We start from the raw sequence: 19,527 nt of genomic DNA on the forward strand, positions 1-19,527 counted from the left end.
ACCGCGCTCCCCCGCGGTGTCAGGCGGCGTCGTGAAAAATCAAGCCGAGCGTGTAGCGCTGCCCCGACCGGACCACCGACACTCCGTGACGTACTTGGACGGCCGACCATCCCCGCGTCGAGCGGACCGGCCGCTCCCGGGTGGTGAAGACATAGCCGTGCCCCTGCGGCAGCGTGCTGGCCGTACCACGCGACTGCGCCCGCGGCCGCTGCTCGACCAGCAGGAACTCGCCGCCGGTATGGGTCACGGCCGGTGCACTGAGGTTGATGACGACCTGCAGCGGAAAGACCAGGTCCCCGTAGAGGTCTCGGTGCAGGGCATTCCAGTCGCCGGGACCGTACTTGAGCAGGAGAGCCGTGGATTTGGTCTGGCCGGCCCGATGGCACAGGTCCAGCCATTCGTCGAGAGTGTCGGGCCAGGGAGCCTCCCGGCCCAGCTTGGCCCACCAGTCGCGGGCGATCGCCAACAACCGGGGGTAGAGCGCGTGTTTCAGTTCGTCGATGGGATGCGGACAGGGCCGGTCGAAGTAGCGGTACTCCCCCCGTCCGTAGCGGTGGCGCGCCATGTCGACGGTGGCGCGAAACAAGCGGTCGTCGGCGTAGAGAGCGATGAGCGCTGCACACTCGGTGGGAGTGAGCAGTTCGGACGTCAGCGCGCCGCCGAATTCGTTCATGTCGGCGGTGACGGCCTGCCAGTCCGCGCCGTCTACGCGCCGGCGCCACGTCGTTGCCATCAGGACGGTCTCCCGGGGTATGACACTTCATCGAGCCTGTAAATGCGCAGACGAAGTACGAGTGCGGAACTGCAAAATCTACAGGCTCGTCGCAGTAATGCGCGCCCGCTCACTCACCCGGCGACGACCAGTGCACCACCTTCACGGCCGTCCGGCCGCACGCACGTCCGCAGCATCGCATGCCGACGGCTCGGCGATGGGCACCTGCGTCACCACCTCGCCGGTACGGGGATCAAGAACGCTGATGACGTTTGTCGGAGTCGAAGACACGCCGCGGCATACCCTCGCCGCACCCCACCCAATCAGCCGGTTCGAAGCCCTTGGAACGGCTTGGCTCACTTTTCGCATCCTGTATGGTCATGCTGGCCTGTCGGCGCGCGGGAATCGAGAGCACCCATGGTGAGCGGACCCCCTGACAAGGCCTTCACGACACGGCACGTCGTGGACCCCGGCCTGCGCACCGCCGCGCGGTTCCTGCCCCGCGGATACGCGCTGCACCGCGGGTACAAGCTGCAGCGAAAGCTTATGGCGGCCCTGGGTAACGCCGGCCGGTTGCGCGACACGCCGGTCGCCGCCGTCAACGAGCACGTCACCGTTCGCCTGCACCGCCCGGCCGGGCCACCCGACCGGGCACCCGCGCTGCTGTGGATCCACGGGGGCGGCACCATCATGGGGGTCGCCGCCCAGGACGACAAGTATCTCCGCAAGCTGTGCCGGCGCACCGGGATCGCGGCGGCGGCCGTCGAACACCGACTGGCGCCCGAGCATCCCTACCCCACGCCAGTCGAGGACTGCTATGCGGCCCTCCTTTGGCTGGCGCGCCAGCCGTGGGTGGACCCGGATCGGGTCGCCGTCGGGGGCGCCAGTGCCGGTGGGCATTTCGCGGCGGCCGTGGCCCAGCGCGCCCATGATCGGGGCGACGTCGAGCTCGCCTTCCAGATGCTGGTGTATCCGATGCTCGACGATCGCACCGGCGCCGGAGGCGATGGGCCCAGACGCATCATGTGGACCGAGAGCGACAACCAGCTGGCGTGGCGCTGGTACCTCGACGGCGCCGATCCGCTCGAGGCGGTGCCGGGGCGGCGCAAAGACCTGTCCGGTCTCGCCCCGGCCTGGATCGGGGTCGGCACGTTGGACCTCTTCTACGCCGAGTGCGTGGAGTATGCCCGGCGGCTTCGCAACGCCGGTGTCCCCGTGCACCAGGAGCTCGCGCCGGGCGCCTTTCATGCGTTCGACCAGATCGCCGACAAGGCACCCATTTCGGTGAACTTTCTCGACAGCCAGTGCGCCCATCTGGGCGCTGCGCTGGCGGCCCCGCATCGCTGAGGCCGGCCGGATCGGCATGCGATCCATCACGTTGTGACTGCAGAGTTTGCAGATTGTGCAACTATTGAGTGCTATGGCCAATCAGATCGGACTCCGCGAGCGCCGGCGCCGCCAGACGAGCATGGACATCCGGGACGCCGTCGTGCGCCTGGCCAGCGAACGCAGCTTCGACCGGGTCACGATCGACGAGATCTGCGTCGAGGCCGGCATCTCCTCTCGCACCTTCTTCAACTACTTTCCCAACAAAGAATCCGCGATCGCCTACGGCCCCTCCGACATCCCCCCGGAACTCGTCGCCGAGTTCGTCGCGTCCGGACCGGCTCCCTACTCGGTGGTGCTGGCGGAACTGATCACGCTGGCGGCCCACCACCTTCGCGACGCGCCGCCCAAGCGCGAGCAGGCGGTGTGCATGTTGCAGCTCGCCAAAACCACCCCCGCGGTGCTGGCCGCCTTCCTCGCCGACTTGGAGCGCTTCCAAACCCACCTGACCGACATCGTCGCGCGCCGCCAGGGTATGCGGCCCGACGACGAGGTCCCCGCGATGATTTCCGCCCTGGCATTGACGGCCGTGCGCTCGGGTATCGAGCGCTGGTCTGGTGGCAAGCCCGAGGACGCCGACGACACGCCGATGCCCTACGTGGAGCGCGCCGCCGCGCTGGTCCACAGCATCTTCACGAAGTGACGCAAAACACCGCCAACGAACTTGCATAGACTGCAAAATATGCACAACATGTACTATGCTCTGATCGCGGTCACGCTAAGCGGTTCGGGGGCGCAGACTCATCGCAACGTCTGACGATCGCCTACGGATTCCGTTGTAGCGCAAGCGATCAGCGCCGCTCCCGTTCCCGCCCACGGGGCAACCCCGACGACGTCCACACCGCTGTTGCGCGACGAGGAAGGAAAGCACCCGGGTGCAGATATCGAAGGTTGTGCGCAACGCGTGGCTACCGCTGTTGATCACGGCGGTGGTCGTGGTCGGTGGCTTCACCGTGGCGCGGGTCAAGTCGTTCTTCGGGGAGAACAACACGGGCGTCATGATCAGCCCCCGGCGCGATGAATCCACACCGTTCAAGCCCAAAGTCGTCAAATACGAGGTCTTCGGCTCGGCCAGTCACGCCAACGTGAACTATCTCGACCTCAGCGCCGACCCGCAGCGCGTCGACAATGCGCCGCTGCCGTGGACGCTGGTCCTGTCCACGACCGCCCCGTCGGTCTTCCCGAACATCTCGGCACAAAGCAGCGGTGACCAACTCGGTTGCCGCATCACCATCGATGACGAAGTCAAGGACGAGAACATGACCACCGGTGTGCACGCCCTGACCTTCTGCTTGGTGAAGTCGGCATGAGCAGACACCTGGACGACACCGCTCCGATCGCCGCCGTCAAAGAGCGGCCTGCGATACCGCGCCTCATCCGGAAGTTCGCCGTGCCCGTCATCCTCGGCTGGATCGCGGTCATCGCGGTACTCAACATCGTCGTACCCCAGCTGGACGAGGTCGGCAAGATGCGCTCCGTGTCGATGGCCCCCGACGATGCGCAATCGGTCATAGCGACGAAACGCATGGGCGCGGTGTTCCACGAGTACAAGTCCAACAGCTCGGCGATGATCGTGCTGGAGGGCCAGCAGCCGCTCGGTGACGCGGCCCACGCCTATTACGACGAGATCGTCAAGAAGCTCGACGCCGACACCAAACACGTTGAGCACGTGCAGGACTTCTGGAGCGATCCGCTCACCGGTGCGGGCGCCCAGAGCAACGACGGCAAGGCCGCCTACGTGCAGGTCTATCTGGCCGGCAACCAGGGTGAAGCCCTCGCCAACGAATCGGTGGAAGCCGTCCAGCGCATCGTCAAAAGTGTGCCCGCCCCCCAAGGGGTGAAGGCCTACGTCACCGGGCCCGGAGCGCTGTCGGCGGACCAGCACGAGGCCGGCGACCGCAGCCTGCAACTCATCACGGCGGCGACCTTCACGGTGATCATCGCGATGCTGCTGCTGGTCTACCGGTCGGTCGTCACGGTGTTGCTCACATTGCTGATGGTGGTGTTCGAGCTTTCCGCCGCCCGGGGCATGGTCGCCTTTCTGGGCTACTACAACATCATCGGGCTCTCCACGTTCGCCACGAACTTGTTGGTCACGTTGGCGATCGCGGCCGCCACCGACTATGCGATCTTCTTGATCGGCCGATATCAGGAGGCCCGGTCGGTCGGCGAATCCCGGGAAGACGCCTACTACACCATGTACCACGGCACCGCCCACGTCGTGCTCGGGTCGGGCCTGACCATCGCCGGCGCCACGTTCTGCCTGCACTTCACCAACCTGCCCTACTTTCAGACGCTGGGAATCCCGTTGGCAATCGGCATGGTGGTGGTCGTCGCCGCGGCGCTGACGCTCGGCCCTGCCGTCATCTCGGTGGCATCGCGTTTCCGCAAGACACTGGAACCCAAACGGTCACAACGGATCCGCGGGTGGCGCAAGGTCGGCGCTCTCGTCGTCCGGTGGCCCGGACCCATCCTGGTGATGACGATCATGGTCGCACTGGTCGGCCTGCTCACCCTGCCCGGCTACCGCACCAACTACAACGACCGCAACTACCTGCCGGCGGACCTGCCCGCCAACGAGGGTTACGCCGCCGCGGACCGGCACTTCTCAAAAGCGCGGATGAATCCCGAAATGCTGATGATCGAAAGCGACCACGATCTGCGCAATTCCGCGGACTTCCTAGTCATCGACAAGATCGCCAAGGCGGTCTTCCGGCTCCCCGGAATCGGTCGCGTGCAGGCCATCACCCGGCCGGAGGGCACGCCGATCGAGCACACCTCGATCCCGTTCCAGATCAGCATGCAGGGTGTCACCCAGCAGATGAACCAGAAGTACCAGGAAGACCAGATGGCCGACATGCTCCACCAGGCCGACATGATGCAGACGACCATCAACGACATGACCAAGATGCAGAGCATCACCACGCAGATGGCCGACAACATGCACGTCATGGTCAAAAAGATGCACGATATGACCATGGACGTTGCCCAATTGCGGGACAACATGGCCGATTTCGAGGACTTCTTCCGGCCCATCCGCAGCTACTTCTACTGGGAGAAGCACTGCTACGACATCCCGGTGTGCTATTCGCTGCGGTCCGTGTTCGACGCCCTCGACGGCATCGACACGATGACCGACGACATCCAGAGCCTGCTGCCCGTCATGGATCGCCTCGACGCCCTGATGCCCCAGATGGTGGCGCTGATGCCCGGGATGATCGAGAACATGAAGGCCATGAAGACGACGATGCTTACCATGTATTCGACGCAGAAAGGGTTGCAGGATCAGCAGAACGAGGCGCAGAAGAACGCCAGCGCGATGGGCAAGGCGTTCGACGCGTCCAAGAACGACGACTCGTTCTATCTGCCGCCGGAGACGTTCAACAATGCCGAGTTCAAGAAGGGCATGAAGAACTTCATCTCCCCCGATGGCCATGCCGTGCGCTTCATCATCAGCCATGACGGCGATCCGATGTCGGCCGAGGGCATCGCGCACATCGCCGCGATCAAGAAGGCCGCCTACGAGGCTGTCAAAGGCACGCCGCTGGAGGGCTCGAAGATCTATCTCGGCGGGACCGCGGCAATGTACAAGGACCTCAGGGACGGCAACACCTACGACCTGTTGATCGCCGGAATCGCCTCGCTGTGCCTGATTTTCATCATCATGCTGATCATCACACGCGGGGTCGTGGCCTCGGCGGTCATCGTGGGCACCGTCCTGCTGTCGCTGGGCGCGTCCTTCGGGCTCTCGGTGCTGATCTGGCAGCACCTCATCGGCATCGAACTGCACTGGATGGTGCTCGCGATGTCGGTCATCATCCTGCTGGCCGTCGGCGCCGACTACAACCTGCTGTTGGTGGCGCGGTTCAAGGAGGAGATCTACGCCGGTTTGAACACCGGCATCATCCGGTCGATGGGCGGCACCGGCTCGGTCGTCACCTCGGCGGGGCTGGTGTTCGCCTTCACGATGATGACGATGGCGGTCAGCGAGCTGACCGTGATCGGCCAGGTCGGCACCACCATCGGCCTCGGCCTGCTCTTCGACACGCTGATCGTCCGCTCGCTGATGACCCCGGCGATCGCCGCGCTGCTGGGCAAGTGGTTCTGGTGGCCGCAGCGGGTCCGGCAGCGGCCCAAGCCGTCACCGTGGCCCAAGCCGGTCCCGGCCGAGCAGCCCGAGTTCGCTTCGACCCTGCGCTGACGCGAGGCTACGTCACCCACTCCGGTTGCTCGCCGATGTCGGCCGCGGAGAAGTCCTTGTGGCCCAAGCCTGCCGTGGTGCCGCCGTCCACGACGAACTCCGAGCCGGTCGAATAGCTGGACTCGTCGCTGGCGAGATAGACCACCAGGTGGGAAACCTCTCTGGGGTCGGCGGCGCGCCCCAGCGCGGTCTGGAAGAGATCGTCGGGAACCCACTCGGTCATGGGCGTCTTGATGAGCCCGGGATGGATCGAGTTCACCCGGATCCCGCTCGGGCCCAGCTCCAGTGCCGCCGATTTGGTCAGCCCGCGGACGGCGAATTTGGTTGCGGTGTAACCGTGGCAGGCGATAGTGCCGGCCATCCCCTCGATGGAGGAGATGTTGATAATCGAGCCGCGTCCCGCTTCCTTCATGGGTTTGACCACGGCGCGGATGCCGAGGAAGACCCCGGTCAGGTTGATGTCGAGGATCCGCTGCCACTCGGAGAGCTCATAGTCCTCCAGCGTGCCGATGTTGATGATGCCGGCGTTGTTCACCAGCACGTCGACACCGCCGAACTCGGCCAGCGTGGTGGCGACCGCCGCCTCCCACTGCTCGGGTTTGGTGACGTCCAGGTGCACATAGCGGGCGGCGTCACCGACTTCGGCGGCCACCGCCTTGCCCTCGTCGTCGAGGATGTCGCCGAAGACCACCTTGGCGCCCTCACCGACCAGCATGCGCACGTGCGAGGCCCCCATCCCCCGCGCGCCGCCGCTGACGAGCGCGACCTTTCCCGCCAACCGATCCGCCACCGCATGTCTCCCGTCGTGTCGCAGGGTCGTTAGCACCATACAGATGCGTGCAGATGTATGACCAGGGGTTGAGGGCTTCCACCGGGACTTTCGGCCCTCGCGATCGCCGCCCCGCCACGGAAGCATGGATGCCAACCCCCAGACCGTGGCGAGGACCGCACATGCCTGATCCACAAGACCGCGAACGCGACGGGTCGCCGTCGGGCAGCAGCCCGCGCGGGTCCGCACCGTGCTACCTGCCGAATGTGATCGCGGCGATCGCCGCGAGCGTGGGCATCGTGGTCGGCAGCGCGGGCCCCTGGGCGAGCCGCGCCTGGATCGCTGCGAACGGTGCCCCAGCCGGCATCTGGTGGCAGGGACAAACCACCTTCGCCCTCGCGGCCGTTGCCGGCGCCGCGTTGTTCATCCTGCTGCACCGCGTGCGGATCGGGTCGGGCACGCGGTGGCTGCTCGCACTGGCGTGGCTCGCCCCGGGCGCAGGGCTGGTGTGTCTGCTCATCGCGATGGTCAACATCGTCAACGTGACATCGGCCGCCGACCGACTGGTCGGCCTCCACGTCGGTTGGGGCTTGTGGCTGGTCGCCATCTCCGCTGTGGTGCTGTGCGCCATGGCATCCGTGGCCGCCGCACAGGTCGGTGCGGTGATCAGAGGTTCCCGGGCAGGGGTCCACGCGGCGATCGCGATCTCGGTGCCGATCTTGCTCGGCGTCGCCCTCTACGTCCCGATCCGCTGGGCCGCGGTCAGCCCGCACCCCGGCCGGGACCCGCAACCGCCGATCAGCGCGCCGGTGCCCGTGCTCTCACCGCAGTCACCGCCATCGACGGCGATTCCGGCCACCGTCGCGCCCCAATCGCCCGAAATCGCCGAGGTGCAGCAGCTGTGGCTGACCGCCCTGCAGAAGCATCACCCGGTCCAGGACTTCCTGGCCGCCGTGCAAGCGGCCGGCGTCACCGGGCTGGAACCGGCGCTGTTGAACAACGGTTACCGGGTGTGCGGGGAACTCTGGAATGGCGGCATGGACGGTGTCCAGGCGGCCAAGGACCTGCAGAAGCGCTATCCGACACTGACCCTCAAACAAGCGGCTCAATTCGTTCTCGCCGCAGCTGAGAATCTGTGCCCGACGAGTGCCTATGCCGGTGTGTACAACTGGTGGGAATCCGGCGGCGGTGCCGGTGCCGGCGGCGGCGGCGGTGCCGCCGGCGGCGGCGGCGGATGACCGCTGAACTGCTACGGCCTGACCACATCGAAAATCGCCGCGGCGGAAGTGACCGCCTTGTCGGCGTTGCCCTCGTCGTGCAGCAGCATGCGCACACCGACGCGCCCGGACCCGCCCGCATGCGCCGTGCCCTCGACGCGGAACGGACCCACCTTGCCGCGCGACATGAACATGACGTGCCAGCTGACCACCTGCACCATGCGGGTGCCGGCCAGTTCGGCGGCCAAGTCGGTGGCCGCGGTTTCCAGGACGACGTGCTGGGGCCCGATGTGCAGGGCCGCGTCCGGCGAGGCGAGTTCGGCGCTGAGCGCGGGCAGCACCCAGTGGCCGTCGTCGCGCTGGCTGGCACCGAAGGCCTGCCACAGCGGCGGCAGTTCGGGCGAATCCTCGATCACCAATTCGGTGCCCGAAACGTCCATTCTGCCAAGGCCTTCCGGCGGGATCCCGATGATCGCGCCCTGGCCCTCGTTGAACGCGATGACCCGGGCGGGGTTGTCGGCGTCGACGATGGTGCACCGTCCGTACCCCATGGTCCGGCCCTGATGCACGATGCCCGATCCGACGATCTCGATCCTGCTGACGTCGTAGCCGGGGTCGACGATCTGCACCGAGGCGATCACGGGGTTGGGCACCGCGACCATGTCGGTCTGGCACCCCTCCGGTGAGGAGATGGCCAGCGGTGCCACCAGGAGCCCGCCCGCCTCGTTGCGCATGTCGCGACGGATCGCGACGGTGTCGTCGGGGTCGCCGAGGTCCATCGACGAGTGCTTGCGGCCGATGTAGCGGTAGCTCAGCAGACCCGTCCAGCGGCGGAACAGTTCGTCGCGGTAGGCCGCAGAGTCGCCGGCCAACTCCCGGATGTCCCGCAGTTGGTCGCCCACTCCCGGCCGCCTTTCCCCGATGTCGGGCTATCGCACTGCTGAGCGACTGTACAGACCCGGGGCGGGAGCGGCCAGGAGCTGATCAGCCGTCGACGGCTTCGAGCAACGCCTCGGCGGCAAGCCGGCCCAGCGCGTCGGACGCGAGCGGGCTGTCGCCGGTGAGCAGCCGGCGATCCTGGTGGACCTTGCCGGTCATGTCGTCGTTGAGGATCTTCAGGCCCTGCTTGCCCAGCAGATCCCCGACGAGCCACGGGAGACGGCCCGGCAGGTAGCCGATCTCGATGTTCGGCCCCTTGTCGAGTGCGTCGGGGAAAACACAGACCGAGTAGCCCTTGAACGGTGACTCCTCCTTGTCCAGCGCGCCGGCGAGCAACGCGGCCGGGCCGTGACAGAGCGTGATGATGAACTTGTCGTTGGCCAAGGCCCAGTCGAGCGTGCGCCCCACGATCCGGCTGTCCGGAAGTCCCACCAGCGCGCCGTGGCCACCCGGGATGAACACGGCCAGGTAGGGGGATTCGGGCCCCAGCTCGTGATCGACGACGTCCGAAAGCCTCTTGGGCTGTTTGAGCTTCGGCTTGAGGGCCTCGTAGGTCGACAGCACCGCCTCGTCCTCGCGCGGCATCGCCCAGAGCTCCAGTTTGGCCGGGTAGCCGGAGATGGTCGCGACGTCGACGTCGAAACCGGTCTCCATCAGGTGGTGCAGGGGGAGCAGCGTCTCGACGGGGTGGTTGCCGGTGGAGAACATCGTGCCGTTCTCCAGCAGGACGTAGCGCTCCTCGGTCGCGATCAGGAGCACTTTCCACCTGCCGCCGATGTATGCGCCCGGGTGCTGCACACCGTCGAAGTCGGTCTTGGGCGACGTGTACTCGTTCAGCGAGTACGCGGAGGGGAAGAATGCGTTGTCCTCCGCCTCGTCGGGCCTGGGGTCCTTACTCAGATCGTCTGCACCGGATGCCATCCAGGGGTACTGCCCGCGCGGGAGCACCCGTAAACGCTCATCACGAGAATCTGCCCCGCCGCACCTGGTTGAACGGCACGCCGCGGTCGGCTGCGTACTCGCGCGGAAAGTTCAGGACCCGCTCGCCGATCACGTTGCGTGCCATCTCCGTGGTGCCGCCGCCGATGCTGGCGGCCTGGCGCCCCAGATAGCGCGTGCCGACGTCGAGCAGGCCCGCCGCGTCGTCGACGACGGCCGCCGAGCCGGCCACGGCCAGCGCGGTGTCGGTCTCGACGTCGTGCACCGCGGCCATCGACAGCCGGGTGATCGATCCCGCCGCCGGGGGCAGCGAACCGGCGACGACGGCGTGGAAGACGTGTTCGGCAAGTTGCCCGTGCACGGCCCGGTGCACCAGGGCCCGGCCGGCGCGCTCGCGCGCGCGTTCGCTGCCGCCTGCCTTCTCAACCAGCGACAGCAGGTCGATCGAAATGTCTTCGGCGTCGGCGATTCCGGGCCCGCTGGTGTACTCCGAACCATCCCCCATCGTGCGACGCTCGTGGTAGAGCTGCCGCGACGCGACGTCCCAGCCCTTGCCCGGTTCCCCGACGACGGCGTCGTCGCCCAGGACGACGTCGTCGAGGAACTCCTCGCAGAACTCGACCGAGCCGTTGACCTGCTTGATGCGGTTGATCGTCACGCCGGGATGCCGCAGCGGCAGCAGGAACATCGTCAGGCCCTCGTGCTTGGGCACGGCCCAGTCGGTGCGGGCCAGGCACAGGCCGTAATCGGCGGCGAACGCCCAGGTGCTCCACGTCTTGGCGCCATTGAGGATCCACCGGCCGTCCCGGCGTTCAGCGCGAGTGATGACGCCGGCCAGGTCCGAGCCGCCGCTGGGCTCGGACAGCAGCTGCACGAGCACCTCGTCGCCGCGCAGCGCCGCGCCGATGTGGGTGCGTTTCTGCGCTTCGCTGCCCATGTCGAGGATCGTCGCGCAGCAGATGGCGAACGAGGGCACGTTGAGCAGCAGCGGCATCTCGTAGGCGGCGGTCTCGGCGTCGAACACCTTCTTGTACTCGTAACCCAGTCCGAGCCCGCCGTAATCGCGGGGAAAGCAGATGCCCGCGAATCCCCCGTCGTACAGCCGCTTTTGCAGTTCGCGGGCCCGCTGCCAGGACTCCGGCGCGTCACGCTCGAGCGCCCTGGCCTTGTCGGGGTCCAGTGGCGGCATGTTCTCGGCGAGCCAGGCCCTGGCCCGGCCGCGAAATTCCGTGACCGACTCCGTCACCGGGGACCTCCGTCCTTGCCCATCAGGACAGGTTTACACTTCACGGAGTAAATGTCACGGCCAGCATCAACGATCAACCGGAATCGAGCCGCAATGACAGAGGGCGCACCCGACGTGATCGCCGACAACGACACCGCCGCGCTGCTGGCCATCGAGGCCATCAAGCAGCTCAAGGCCCGCTACTGCCGCTACCTTGACACCAAGGATTGGGCGTCCTGGCGCACGATCTTCACCGACGATTTCGTCAGCGACACCGCCGAGGCCGGCGGCAAGGTGATCGTCGGCGCCGACGACTTCGTGGCTTTCCTGCGCAAGACCCTCGGGCGGCCGGCACAGGTCACCGCGCACCAGGTGCACGCGCCCGAGATCGAACTGACGTCACCGACGACGGCGCGCGGGGTGTGGGCGCTGCAGGACGTGGTGCGGCTCGGGCCGGGGGTGACGCTGGTCGGCTACGGCCACTACCATGAAACCTACGAAAACGTCGCCGGCCGCTGGCTCATCAAGAGCTCCAAGCTGACTCGGCTCCGCGAGGACATCACCACTCCCCTGTTCTCGGTCTACGTCTCGGACCGGATCCGCAGGGCGATCGGCAGGCTCGCCGGCCAGCCGGCGGGGAGGTGACCCGCCGATGACCGTCGACACCATCCTCGTCACCGGCGCGTTCGGGCAGATCGGCAAGCGGTGCACCGAAATCCTGCTCGACCGCGGCCGAACCGTCGTCGCGATGGACCTGCGCACCGATAAAACCGTTGCGGCCCAAAGAGAATTATCCGCCCGCCCCGGCACGCTGATACCGGCCTACGTCGATCTCCTGGATCCGGCCGCGGTGCGCGAACTCCTCACAACCCATCAGCCCGAGGCGATCATCCACCTCGCGGCGATCGTCTCGCCACCCTCTTACCGCAACCCCGCGCTGGCCAGAAAAGTCAACGTGGGCGGCACCGAGAACCTGCTGGCGGCCGCGGCCGAACTTCCCGACAAGCCGCTGTTCCTGATGGCCTCCAGCGCCGCGGTCTACGGGTCGCGCAATCCTTATCGCCACCCGGAACGCATCACCCCCGACACCCCGGTGAACCCCATCGACCAGTACGGCCAGGACAAGGTGCTGGCCGAGGCCGCCATCGGAGCCAGCGGCCTGCCGTATGCGCTGTTCCGGCTCGCCGGGGTCGCGTCCCCGGACACCCAGGGCAGCATCAACGGCGACTACCTGGCGCTCATGCGTTCGATGCCCGGTGACAACCGGATCCACATGGTGGACGCCCGCGACGTGGGGCTGGCGTTCGCCAACGGCGTCGACCGGGCGGCCACCATCGCCGGCAAGGTGCTGCTCATCGGCGGCGACGACTCGTATGTGATGCTGCAGCGCGACCTCCAGGACGACATGATGGCCGCCGCCGGGCTCGGACGGCTCGGCCCCGCGGCCAGCCTGCCCGGCGATCCCGGCGACGACCGCGGATGGAGCTTCACCGGCTGGTACGACACCACCGAGACGCAGGCGCTGCTCGACTTCCAGGAGCACGACTGGCATCAGACCCTGGACTGGATCGCGAAATCCCAGGGCCGCAAGCGCATCTTGGTGCAAGCATTGAGCCCGCTGCTGCGGCCGCTCATGCTGGCCGCCCTGCTGCTGCAGCGCCGCCTCGAGGGGCGGGGCCCCTACGCCGACCCGTGGGCGCTGATCGCGAAGAAATACGGCCCCGGGGCGCTCGCCACGCCGGACTAGGGGCGGGACGCGAAGAACACGGCGGCCTTGCGGATCGAGTGTTCGACGGGGTCGGGTTCCCAGCCGAGTTCGCGCTCGGCCTTCCCGTGGTCCAGCGGTGACATCAGCTCGGCCATGCGCATCCCCATCGCGGCACGCAGGGCGTCGTCGTCGAAGACGTCGCCGTAGCAGCGCTCGACGTCGAGGTCGTCGATGCCCTTGGTGGAGCTGGTGCGGCGCAGCATGACGCGCACGTCGGCGCCCGAGGCGACGAGCGCCCGGGTGACGTGTGAGCCCAGAAACCCGCTGGCGCCGATCACCAGCTTCTTTTTGCGACTTGAAACCGCGCCGGCCACTACCGGTCGATCCATGCCATCTGCGCCTCCGCGTGGTGGCCGCCGGCGGGCGGGGTGAGCGCGTCGAGCCTGGCAAGTTGCTCGGGGCTCAGCTCGACGGCGTCCGCGCCGACGTTCTCCTCAAGGCGCGCAACGCGTTTGGTCCCCGGAATCGGGACGATGTCGGAGCCTTTCGCCAGCAGCCAGGCCAGGGCGACCTGCGCCGGGGTGGCGCCGATGTCGGCGCTGATGTCTCGCAGCTCGTCCGCGCTGGCGAGGTTGTGCGTGAAGTTCTCCTCGAAGAACCGCGGATTCGTCTTGCGGTAGTCGGTGTCGGGAATTTCCCCGGTGGAGCGGATCGCACCGGTGAGAAATCCGCGGCCCAACGGCGAGTAGGCGACGAAGCCGATCCCGAGTTCACGCAGCACGGCCAGTACCCCGTCCTCGGGGTCGCGGGTCCAGATCGAGTACTCCGATTGCACGGCCGCGACGGGGTGCACGGCGTGCGCCCGGCGGATCGTGTTCACCCCGACCTCGGACAGGCCGATGTGCCGGACCTTTCCGGCGGCCACCAGCTCGGACAACGCCCCCATCGTCTCCTCGATCGGGGTGCCGCGGTCCAGCCGATGTTGATAACAGAGGTCGATGTGGTCGGTCCCCAGCCGCTTGAGCGAACCGTCCACGGCGATGCGGACATTGGCGGGGCTGCTGTCCAGGCCGTCGCGGCCGGTGTGGGAGAGCAGACCGAACTTGGTGGCCAGCACGACCCGGTCGCGACGGCCCTGCAGGGCGCGCGCGACGAGCTCCTCGTTGACGTAGGGGCCGTACACCTCGGCGGTGTCGATGAGCGTGACGCCGAGATCGATGGCGCGATGAATGGTGCGGACGGACTCCGCGTCGTCGCTGCCCGCGCCGGCGTAGGCCACGGACATGCCCATCGCGCCCAGGCCGATGCGACCGACACCGAGGCCACCGAGATTCGCTTGTTTCATGAAGTCATTCTGCCGCGGGCGACTTCGGGCCACGGCGCGGGTACCGTGACCGGCGTGCACCGTATGGACCTTTCGGAGACCTGATGGACGTCGCCACCACGCGGCCGGTGCGCAATCTCGCCGTCGACTTCTACCGGGTCTCCGGTGTGGTGCTGATCGTGCTGGGACATTGGCTGGCCGGGTCGGTGACGTACCAGGACGGACATTTCGGCCGCCAGAATCCGCTGGTCGATATTCCGTGGACCCAGTGGCTGACGTGGTGCTTCCAGGCCGTTCCGGTGTTCTTCCTGGTCGCCGGCTATGCCGGTGGCATCTCCTGGACGCACCGGCGCGCCGGCGACGACTTCTCGCGGCACGCGTGGACCCGGCATCGGCTGGCCCGCGTCCTCGGGCCGACGGCGGTCTACGTCGCGCCGCTGTGGGCCGCCGTGGCGGTAGCGGAATTCCTCGGTGTGTCCGGCTCCCTGCTCGACTACGCCGGCTGGGCGGTGGCCATGCACCTGTGGTTCCTCGCCATCTACATGATCGTGGTGTCGCTGACCCCCATCGCGGTTGCCGCGCAAAGGCGTTGGGGTCTTCGGGTGCCGGCGGCGCTGGCGGTGGGGGTCATCGCGATCGACGCCGCCTCCGTGCACGGCCACATTCCCCACCTCGGATGGCTGAACTACGTGTTCTGCTGGGGGCTGCTCTACCAGCTCGGAATCGCTTGGCACGGCGGCCTGCTGGGCGGGCCCAGGCCGCTGTTGCTCGCGGCCGGGTCGGCGCTCGCGCTGGCACTGCTGATCGGGCCGGGCGGATATCCCGTCAGCATGATCGGCGTCCCCGGCCAGGCCGTCGAGAACACCACGCCGCCGACCGTGGCGCTGCTGGCGTTCGGCTGCACCGAGGCCGGGCTGGCGATCGCGCTCGCCCCGGCGGTCAACCGGGCGCTGCGCGCCGCCCGGGCGCGGCGCGCGCTGTCGGTCGCCAACACCAACGTGATGGCGCTCTATTTGTGGCACATGATCCCGGTCGTGATCGTCGCGGTCGTCGGCTACCCGGCCGGGCTGTTGCCGCAACCGGTCGAGGGATCGGCGGCGTGGTGGCTGGCCCGACTGGCGTGGGTCGCCATCCTGAGTGTGGTGACCGGCGCCGAGATGGTCCTGTTGGCTTGGCAGCGAAGGATTTTCGGTGCCCCGCTCCCCACGCTGGGCGTCCGTCTCCCCCGCCGCTGGGGCGAAGCTGTCACGCTGGCCGGCGCCGCGATGACGGTCTACGGCCTCGAGTTCCTGTCGGCCAACGGCTTCGCCCCGAACGGGCGGTTCCCGTGGGAGGCCGCGACGGTGTTCGCGGCCGGGCTGGTCCTGGTGATGTTTCGTCCCGCGGGTCCCCGGCTCAGCCCGTGAACCCGTGGTAGTGCATGACGTGTTTGATCCGGGTGTAGTCCTCCAACCCGTACAGCGACAGGTCCTTGCCGTACCCGGAGTGCTTGAAGCCGCCGTGCGGCATCTCGGCCACCAGCGGGATGTGGGCGTTGACCCACACGCAGCCGAAGTCCAGCTGCGCCGCCATGCGCGCCGCGGTGTCGGCATTCCGCGTCCACACCGATGACGCGAGCCCGTATTCGGTGCCGTTGGCCAGCGCGACGGCCTCGCGTTCGTCGCCGAACCGCTGCGCGGTCATCACCGGACCGAAGATCTCGGTCGCGACCAGTTCGTCGTCCTGGCGCAGGTCGGCGATCAGGGTGGGCTCGTAGAAGAAGCCGGCCCCGTCCTTGCGGCGGCCCCCGGTGAGAACCCGGGCATGCTCCGGCGCGCCCGACACCAGCCCGGAGACCTTCTCCAGCTGGTTTTCGCTGTTGATCGGCCCGTACAGGATGTCCTCGTCGTCCGGGTCGTAGCCGGTCTTGATCTGGCCCACCGCGTCCGACATGACCGCCAGGAACTCGTCGTAGATGCCGTCGCCGATGATCATGCGCGTGGCCGCGGTGCAGTCCTGGCCGGCGTTGAAGTAACCCGCCTCCGTCAGGCCGCGCACGGTGGCCTCGATGTCGGCGTCGTCGAAGACGACCACCGGCGCGTTGCCGCCGAGTTCGAGGTGCGCACGCTTGAGGTCCCTGGCCGCGCTGGTCGCCACGGCCATGCCGGCCCCGACGGAGCCGGTGATCGACACCAGCTGCGGCACCGGATGCGCGACGAGCTCCGCGCCGGTGTCGCGGTCGCCGCAGACCAGGTTGCACACCCCGGGCGGAAAGATCTCCTGCATCTTCTCCACCATCCAGAACGCCGACGCCGGCGTGGTGTCCGACGGTTTGAGCACCGTCGTGCAGCCGGCGGCCAGCGCCGGCGCGAACTTCCACACCAGCATCAGCATCGGGTAGTTCCACGGCGCCACCTGGGCGACCGGGCCGACGGGTTCGCGGCGCACCGAGGAGGTGTAGCCCGGCATGTACTCGGCCTGGGCGCGGCCTTCGAGGACCCGCGCGGCGCCGGCGAAGAACCGGAGGTGGTCGAGCACCTGCGGGATCTCCTCCGATGTCGTCAACCCGATTGGCTTGCCGGTGTTCTCGCTTTCGATCGCCACGAGTTCGTCGGCGTTGTCCTCGATGACGTCGGCGAGTTTGAGCAGGGCCCGCTGCCGGTCGCCGGGGGTGCACCAACGCCATGATTCGAATGCCCGCGCCGCTGCCCGGAATGCCCGGTCGACGTCCTCGGCCGACGAGTTCGGCGCCACGGCATAGGTTTCGCCCGTGGCGGGGTTGACGATGTCCATCAGCCTTCCGTCGGCAGCGGCGGTGATCTCGCCGCCGATGATGTTGTGAAATACCTTGTTCTCCCACATATCCGCTTCCTCCTGCGATGGTTTCACTCGTCGTTGCGATGGCAGGCGGTTGCCTGGCTGGGCGCAACATCCAACGCCGGGGTGCGATCGAAGAACCCGACGGGCTTGAGCCAGAACGACACCGTGTCGACCGGCATGATCGGCCAGTCCTCCGGGCGGGTGATGTGGTGAATCCCGAAGGTGTACCAGAGCACCACGTCGGTGTTATGGATGGGACGGTCGGCCGCGGTCCAGCGGGGCAGACCGAGGCCGGGTCCGCTCTGGTTCACGAACTCCCCTGCAGGCCAGCGCTCGTCGGGATGGTTGGGAGTGACCCACACGGTGTGGCCGATGACTCCGGCGCGCTGCAGGACCGGCGAGTCGCGGTCGAACATGGCCGGGATCGCCCCGCCCGGGATCAGCTTGTAGGAGGGATGGGTGCCCAGACCGTTGGTGACGTTCTCGTTGACCACCCGCCACGCCCGCTGGGTTTCCCAACAGTAGTCCTGCTTGCCGTCCTGCTCGGTGCGCAGCGGAATCTCCTTCTGCCGCACCGACAACCCGTAGGGGTTGTCGGGCCCCATCGGCACCGGCTCGGTTTCGCCGGCGTACACGGTGTTGTCGCTACCGTCGACGTCGAGATCGATTCGCGCGGTGAGGAAATGCTGGTGGTACGGCGCGTAGGTGCGGGTATCCACCAGCGCTCCCCGCGACGCCTTCTCCCCGGGATACAGGTGGGTGGTCAGGATCAATCCCGTTGCCCGCACTTCGCTCTGGATGCTGCCGTCCTGATAGAAGCGCCAGTACACGAGGTATTCGTAGTTGGCCACAGTCACGTGGAAGGACACGGTGAGGCGGCGCGCGCGGCGCACCTCGGCGCCGGTGGCGGGGTCGACGTGCTTCCAGAGCACCGCGTCGTCTTCTTCGTGGATGCAGATAGCGTTCTTGATCACGTACGGCCGGCCCGTGCTGTCGTGCAAGGTCGCGTCCAGATAGCGGATCTCGCCCAGGCAGTCGCAGCCCAGCGCCAGGGAGGTCGTCATGAATCCCAGGCCCCACTCGCCGATGTCGAACGCCGTGCGCCGGTAGTGGTCGTCGGACTGGTCACGGTAGGGCACCGTCATCTCCGCGAACGACAGCCGATGGGCGATCGGGCGGATGCGCCCGTGGTCGTTGTAGGTGACGGTGTGCAGGTCATCCCTTCGCGCCAGTTGAAACCGATTCGCACAGACCAGTTCTGCCATTCCAGCAGGTTTCCGTTGAGGGTGAACGACGGGCCGTCGGGCTGGGTGATCTCCAACGGCCGCAACGGTTCTCTGACACTCGAGTCGCGCAGGCGCCGGGGCACGTGCTCCGGCAGGTACTCGCCCATGATCTCAGGCAACTCCAGCGGCTCCCCTTCTTCGATGTCGAGCACCTCCATGGAGTTGAGGTCGAGGATGCAGTGGAAGCCCCTGAGCTGATGCGCGTACCGATTCGCACCGCCCGGCGATTTGAGCCAGGTGTCCGACCACGCCAGCCGCCGGCCGCGGTAGTCCTCCGGGATCAGCACGTCCCCGTAGGCCCAGATGTCGGCGAACACGTCGTCCACGTCGGTGATGCCGCGCCGGCGCAGCGCGGCGACGACGCGCGGATCGCGGCGCATGACCTCGTTCGCCTCCCGGAACTCGTCCACCGTGATGTTGGGTTGCACGCCGGGCACCCGGTCCCAGGCCACCACCGCGTCGTCGGTCAGCGAGACGAGCGCCTTGAACGTCGTGTTGGTGTCGCGGTCGAAACACACCACCGCCGCCCGGCGGTCGGGCACCGCGCCGGTGTCCTCGAACGCGGCGACCATGGGCTTGCCCGGCTCCTCCAGTGCGATGGAGGCGAAGCGCCAGCGGTCGTCCACCGATTTCTCCCGGCGCAGGAGCGCGGCCGCCTGCCGGAACTCGTCCGCGGTGAGCGGGTCAAGGGGGTGGAAGGTCTGGATGAGGGTGTCGGTCATAGCTTGTCTCTACCCACCGCGACAGGCCTACACCCGCTTCGCCGGGTGGTGGGTTGAGCGCCGGCGTCTCGCTACAGCGCTCTCCGGCCCGCCACACGCCGAGAGAGTCGGCGCCGCAACGCGATTCGCCCGACCCGGCCACGGGCCGGGACGGGTCGGGCGAATTTCGGCGCCCGGCCCGATTTGCCAGAAGAATTTGGGTAGCCTACCCTATCCTGCGATGGATCACCGTTTGCGGAATTCGCTCCCGATCGACCCCCACGCCGACGCGTCGCGTCGCGCCTGGCTACCCTGCCCGCG

The 19,527-nt window shown here is 67.6% G+C and carries 15 protein-coding genes and 2 pseudogenes; 8 read left to right on the plus strand and 9 right to left on the minus strand.

Annotated features, from left to right (window positions below):
• Window positions 1–19: 19 nt before the first annotated feature.
• On the minus strand, window positions 20–733 hold the full coding sequence (locus tag AB8998_RS15715) for a 2OG-Fe(II) oxygenase (protein WP_369738723.1): 714 nt from the start codon (window positions 731–733) through the stop codon (window positions 20–22).
• Between the two features lie 396 nt (window positions 734–1,129).
• Between AB8998_RS15715 and AB8998_RS15720 the strand changes: the two genes are divergently transcribed.
• From AB8998_RS15720 to AB8998_RS15735, 4 genes are all read left to right on the plus strand, one after another.
• Window positions 1,130–2,059 (plus strand): alpha/beta hydrolase, encoded by a 930-nt coding sequence (locus tag AB8998_RS15720; protein WP_369738724.1) that lies wholly within the window; start codon window positions 1,130–1,132, stop codon window positions 2,057–2,059.
• A 73-nt stretch (window positions 2,060–2,132) separates the two neighbouring features.
• A complete protein-coding gene (locus AB8998_RS15725; protein ID WP_369738725.1) occupies window positions 2,133–2,741 on the plus strand; it encodes a TetR family transcriptional regulator in 609 nt (202 codons plus the stop codon).
• A 232-nt stretch (window positions 2,742–2,973) separates the two neighbouring features.
• Window positions 2,974–3,408 (plus strand): MmpS family transport accessory protein, encoded by a 435-nt coding sequence (locus AB8998_RS15730; protein WP_369738726.1) that lies wholly within the window; start codon window positions 2,974–2,976, stop codon window positions 3,406–3,408.
• On the plus strand, window positions 3,405–6,299 hold the full coding sequence (locus AB8998_RS15735; protein WP_369738727.1) for an MMPL/RND family transporter: 2,895 nt from the start codon (window positions 3,405–3,407) through the stop codon (window positions 6,297–6,299). The genes AB8998_RS15730 and AB8998_RS15735 overlap by 4 nt, the downstream gene beginning before the upstream one ends.
• A 7-nt stretch (window positions 6,300–6,306) precedes the next feature.
• On the opposite strand, the gene AB8998_RS15740 is transcribed toward AB8998_RS15735, so the two are convergent.
• Window positions 6,307–7,089, minus strand: a complete 783-nt coding sequence (locus tag AB8998_RS15740) for an SDR family oxidoreductase (RefSeq protein ID WP_369738728.1) — start codon at window positions 7,087–7,089, stop codon at window positions 6,307–6,309.
• A 161-nt stretch (window positions 7,090–7,250) separates the two neighbouring features.
• Here AB8998_RS15740 and AB8998_RS15745 point away from each other — a divergent pair, with 161 nt between their 5' ends.
• A complete protein-coding gene (locus AB8998_RS15745; RefSeq protein WP_369738729.1) occupies window positions 7,251–8,306 on the plus strand; it encodes a DUF732 domain-containing protein in 1,056 nt (351 codons plus the stop codon).
• An 11-nt stretch (window positions 8,307–8,317) separates the two neighbouring features.
• Here AB8998_RS15745 and AB8998_RS15750 read toward each other — a convergent pair whose 3' ends face one another.
• From AB8998_RS15750 to AB8998_RS15760, 3 genes are all read right to left on the minus strand, one after another.
• Entirely contained in the window at window positions 8,318–9,187 is an 870-nt protein-coding gene (locus AB8998_RS15750; protein ID WP_369738730.1) for a hypothetical protein, read from the minus strand.
• An 82-nt stretch (window positions 9,188–9,269) separates the two neighbouring features.
• Complete coding sequence (gene hchA / locus AB8998_RS15755) at window positions 9,270–10,145, minus strand: glyoxalase III HchA (protein WP_369738731.1); 876 nt, start codon at window positions 10,143–10,145, stop codon at window positions 9,270–9,272.
• A 40-nt stretch (window positions 10,146–10,185) separates the two neighbouring features.
• Window positions 10,186–11,352, minus strand: a complete 1,167-nt coding sequence (locus AB8998_RS15760) for an acyl-CoA dehydrogenase family protein (RefSeq protein WP_369741600.1) — start codon at window positions 11,350–11,352, stop codon at window positions 10,186–10,188.
• A 150-nt stretch (window positions 11,353–11,502) separates the two neighbouring features.
• On the opposite strand from AB8998_RS15760, the gene AB8998_RS15765 reads away from it, so the two are divergent.
• Together AB8998_RS15765 and AB8998_RS15770 are read left to right on the plus strand one after the other, a co-directional pair.
• On the plus strand, window positions 11,503–12,033 hold the full coding sequence (locus AB8998_RS15765; protein ID WP_369738732.1) for a nuclear transport factor 2 family protein: 531 nt from the start codon (window positions 11,503–11,505) through the stop codon (window positions 12,031–12,033).
• Between the two features lie 7 nt (window positions 12,034–12,040).
• Window positions 12,041–13,135 (plus strand): NAD-dependent epimerase/dehydratase family protein, encoded by a 1,095-nt coding sequence (locus tag AB8998_RS15770; protein ID WP_369738733.1) that lies wholly within the window; start codon window positions 12,041–12,043, stop codon window positions 13,133–13,135.
• A gap of 125 nt (window positions 13,136–13,260) precedes the next feature.
• On the opposite strand, the pseudogene AB8998_RS15775 reads toward AB8998_RS15770, so the two are convergent.
• Window positions 13,261–13,485: pseudogene (locus AB8998_RS15775) on the minus strand (NAD-dependent epimerase/dehydratase family protein); the annotation flags it as partial.
• On the minus strand, window positions 13,470–14,441 hold the full coding sequence (locus tag AB8998_RS15780; protein WP_369738734.1) for an aldo/keto reductase: 972 nt from the start codon (window positions 14,439–14,441) through the stop codon (window positions 13,470–13,472). The gene AB8998_RS15780 and the pseudogene AB8998_RS15775, both read right to left, overlap by 16 nt.
• An 80-nt stretch (window positions 14,442–14,521) precedes the next feature.
• Between AB8998_RS15780 and AB8998_RS15785 the strand changes: the two genes are divergently transcribed.
• Window positions 14,522–15,826 carry an acyltransferase family protein gene (locus tag AB8998_RS15785; protein ID WP_369741601.1) on the plus strand — a complete coding sequence of 435 codons (1,305 nt, stop codon included), beginning with the start codon at window positions 14,522–14,524 and terminating at the stop codon, window positions 15,824–15,826.
• Here the strand turns inward: AB8998_RS15785 and AB8998_RS15790 are convergent.
• Together AB8998_RS15790 and AB8998_RS15795 are read right to left on the minus strand one after the other, a co-directional pair.
• The gene (locus tag AB8998_RS15790; RefSeq protein ID WP_369738735.1) at window positions 15,816–17,261 is read right to left on the minus strand and encodes a gamma-aminobutyraldehyde dehydrogenase; all 1,446 of its coding nucleotides are present in this window, start codon (window positions 17,259–17,261) and stop codon (window positions 15,816–15,818) included. The genes AB8998_RS15785 and AB8998_RS15790 overlap by 11 nt on opposite strands.
• A 23-nt stretch (window positions 17,262–17,284) precedes the next feature.
• Window positions 17,285–19,227 (minus strand): annotated as a pseudogene (locus AB8998_RS15795) (primary-amine oxidase).
• Window positions 19,228–19,527: the final 300 nt, after the last annotated feature.

It is taken from the genome of Mycobacterium sp. HUMS_12744610 (assembly GCF_041206865.1).
Taxonomy (GTDB): Bacteria; Actinomycetota; Actinomycetes; order Mycobacteriales; family Mycobacteriaceae; genus Mycobacterium; species Mycobacterium servetii.

Excerpts from the sequence above, each read along its gene's own strand:
- AB8998_RS15715 (WP_369738723.1), bottom strand. The coding sequence starts at position 733 with ATGGCAACGACGTGGCGCCGGCGCGTAGACGGCGCGGACTGGCAGGCC.
- AB8998_RS15720 (WP_369738724.1), top strand. The coding sequence starts at position 1,130 with ATGGTGAGCGGACCCCCTGACAAGGCCTTCACGACACGGCACGTCGTG.
- AB8998_RS15725 (WP_369738725.1), top strand. The coding sequence starts at position 2,133 with ATGGCCAATCAGATCGGACTCCGCGAGCGCCGGCGCCGCCAGACGAGC.
- AB8998_RS15735 (WP_369738727.1), top strand. The coding sequence starts at position 3,405 with ATGAGCAGACACCTGGACGACACCGCTCCGATCGCCGCCGTCAAAGAG.
- AB8998_RS15745 (WP_369738729.1), top strand. The coding sequence starts at position 7,251 with ATGCCTGATCCACAAGACCGCGAACGCGACGGGTCGCCGTCGGGCAGC.
- hchA (WP_369738731.1), bottom strand. The coding sequence starts at position 10,145 with ATGGCATCCGGTGCAGACGATCTGAGTAAGGACCCCAGGCCCGACGAG.
- AB8998_RS15760 (WP_369741600.1), bottom strand. The coding sequence starts at position 11,352 with ATGCCGCCACTGGACCCCGACAAGGCCAGGGCGCTCGAGCGTGACGCG.
- AB8998_RS15765 (WP_369738732.1), top strand. The coding sequence starts at position 11,503 with ATGACAGAGGGCGCACCCGACGTGATCGCCGACAACGACACCGCCGCG.
- AB8998_RS15770 (WP_369738733.1), top strand. The coding sequence starts at position 12,041 with ATGACCGTCGACACCATCCTCGTCACCGGCGCGTTCGGGCAGATCGGC.
- AB8998_RS15780 (WP_369738734.1), bottom strand. The coding sequence starts at position 14,441 with ATGAAACAAGCGAATCTCGGTGGCCTCGGTGTCGGTCGCATCGGCCTG.
- AB8998_RS15790 (WP_369738735.1), bottom strand. The coding sequence starts at position 17,261 with ATGTGGGAGAACAAGGTATTTCACAACATCATCGGCGGCGAGATCACC.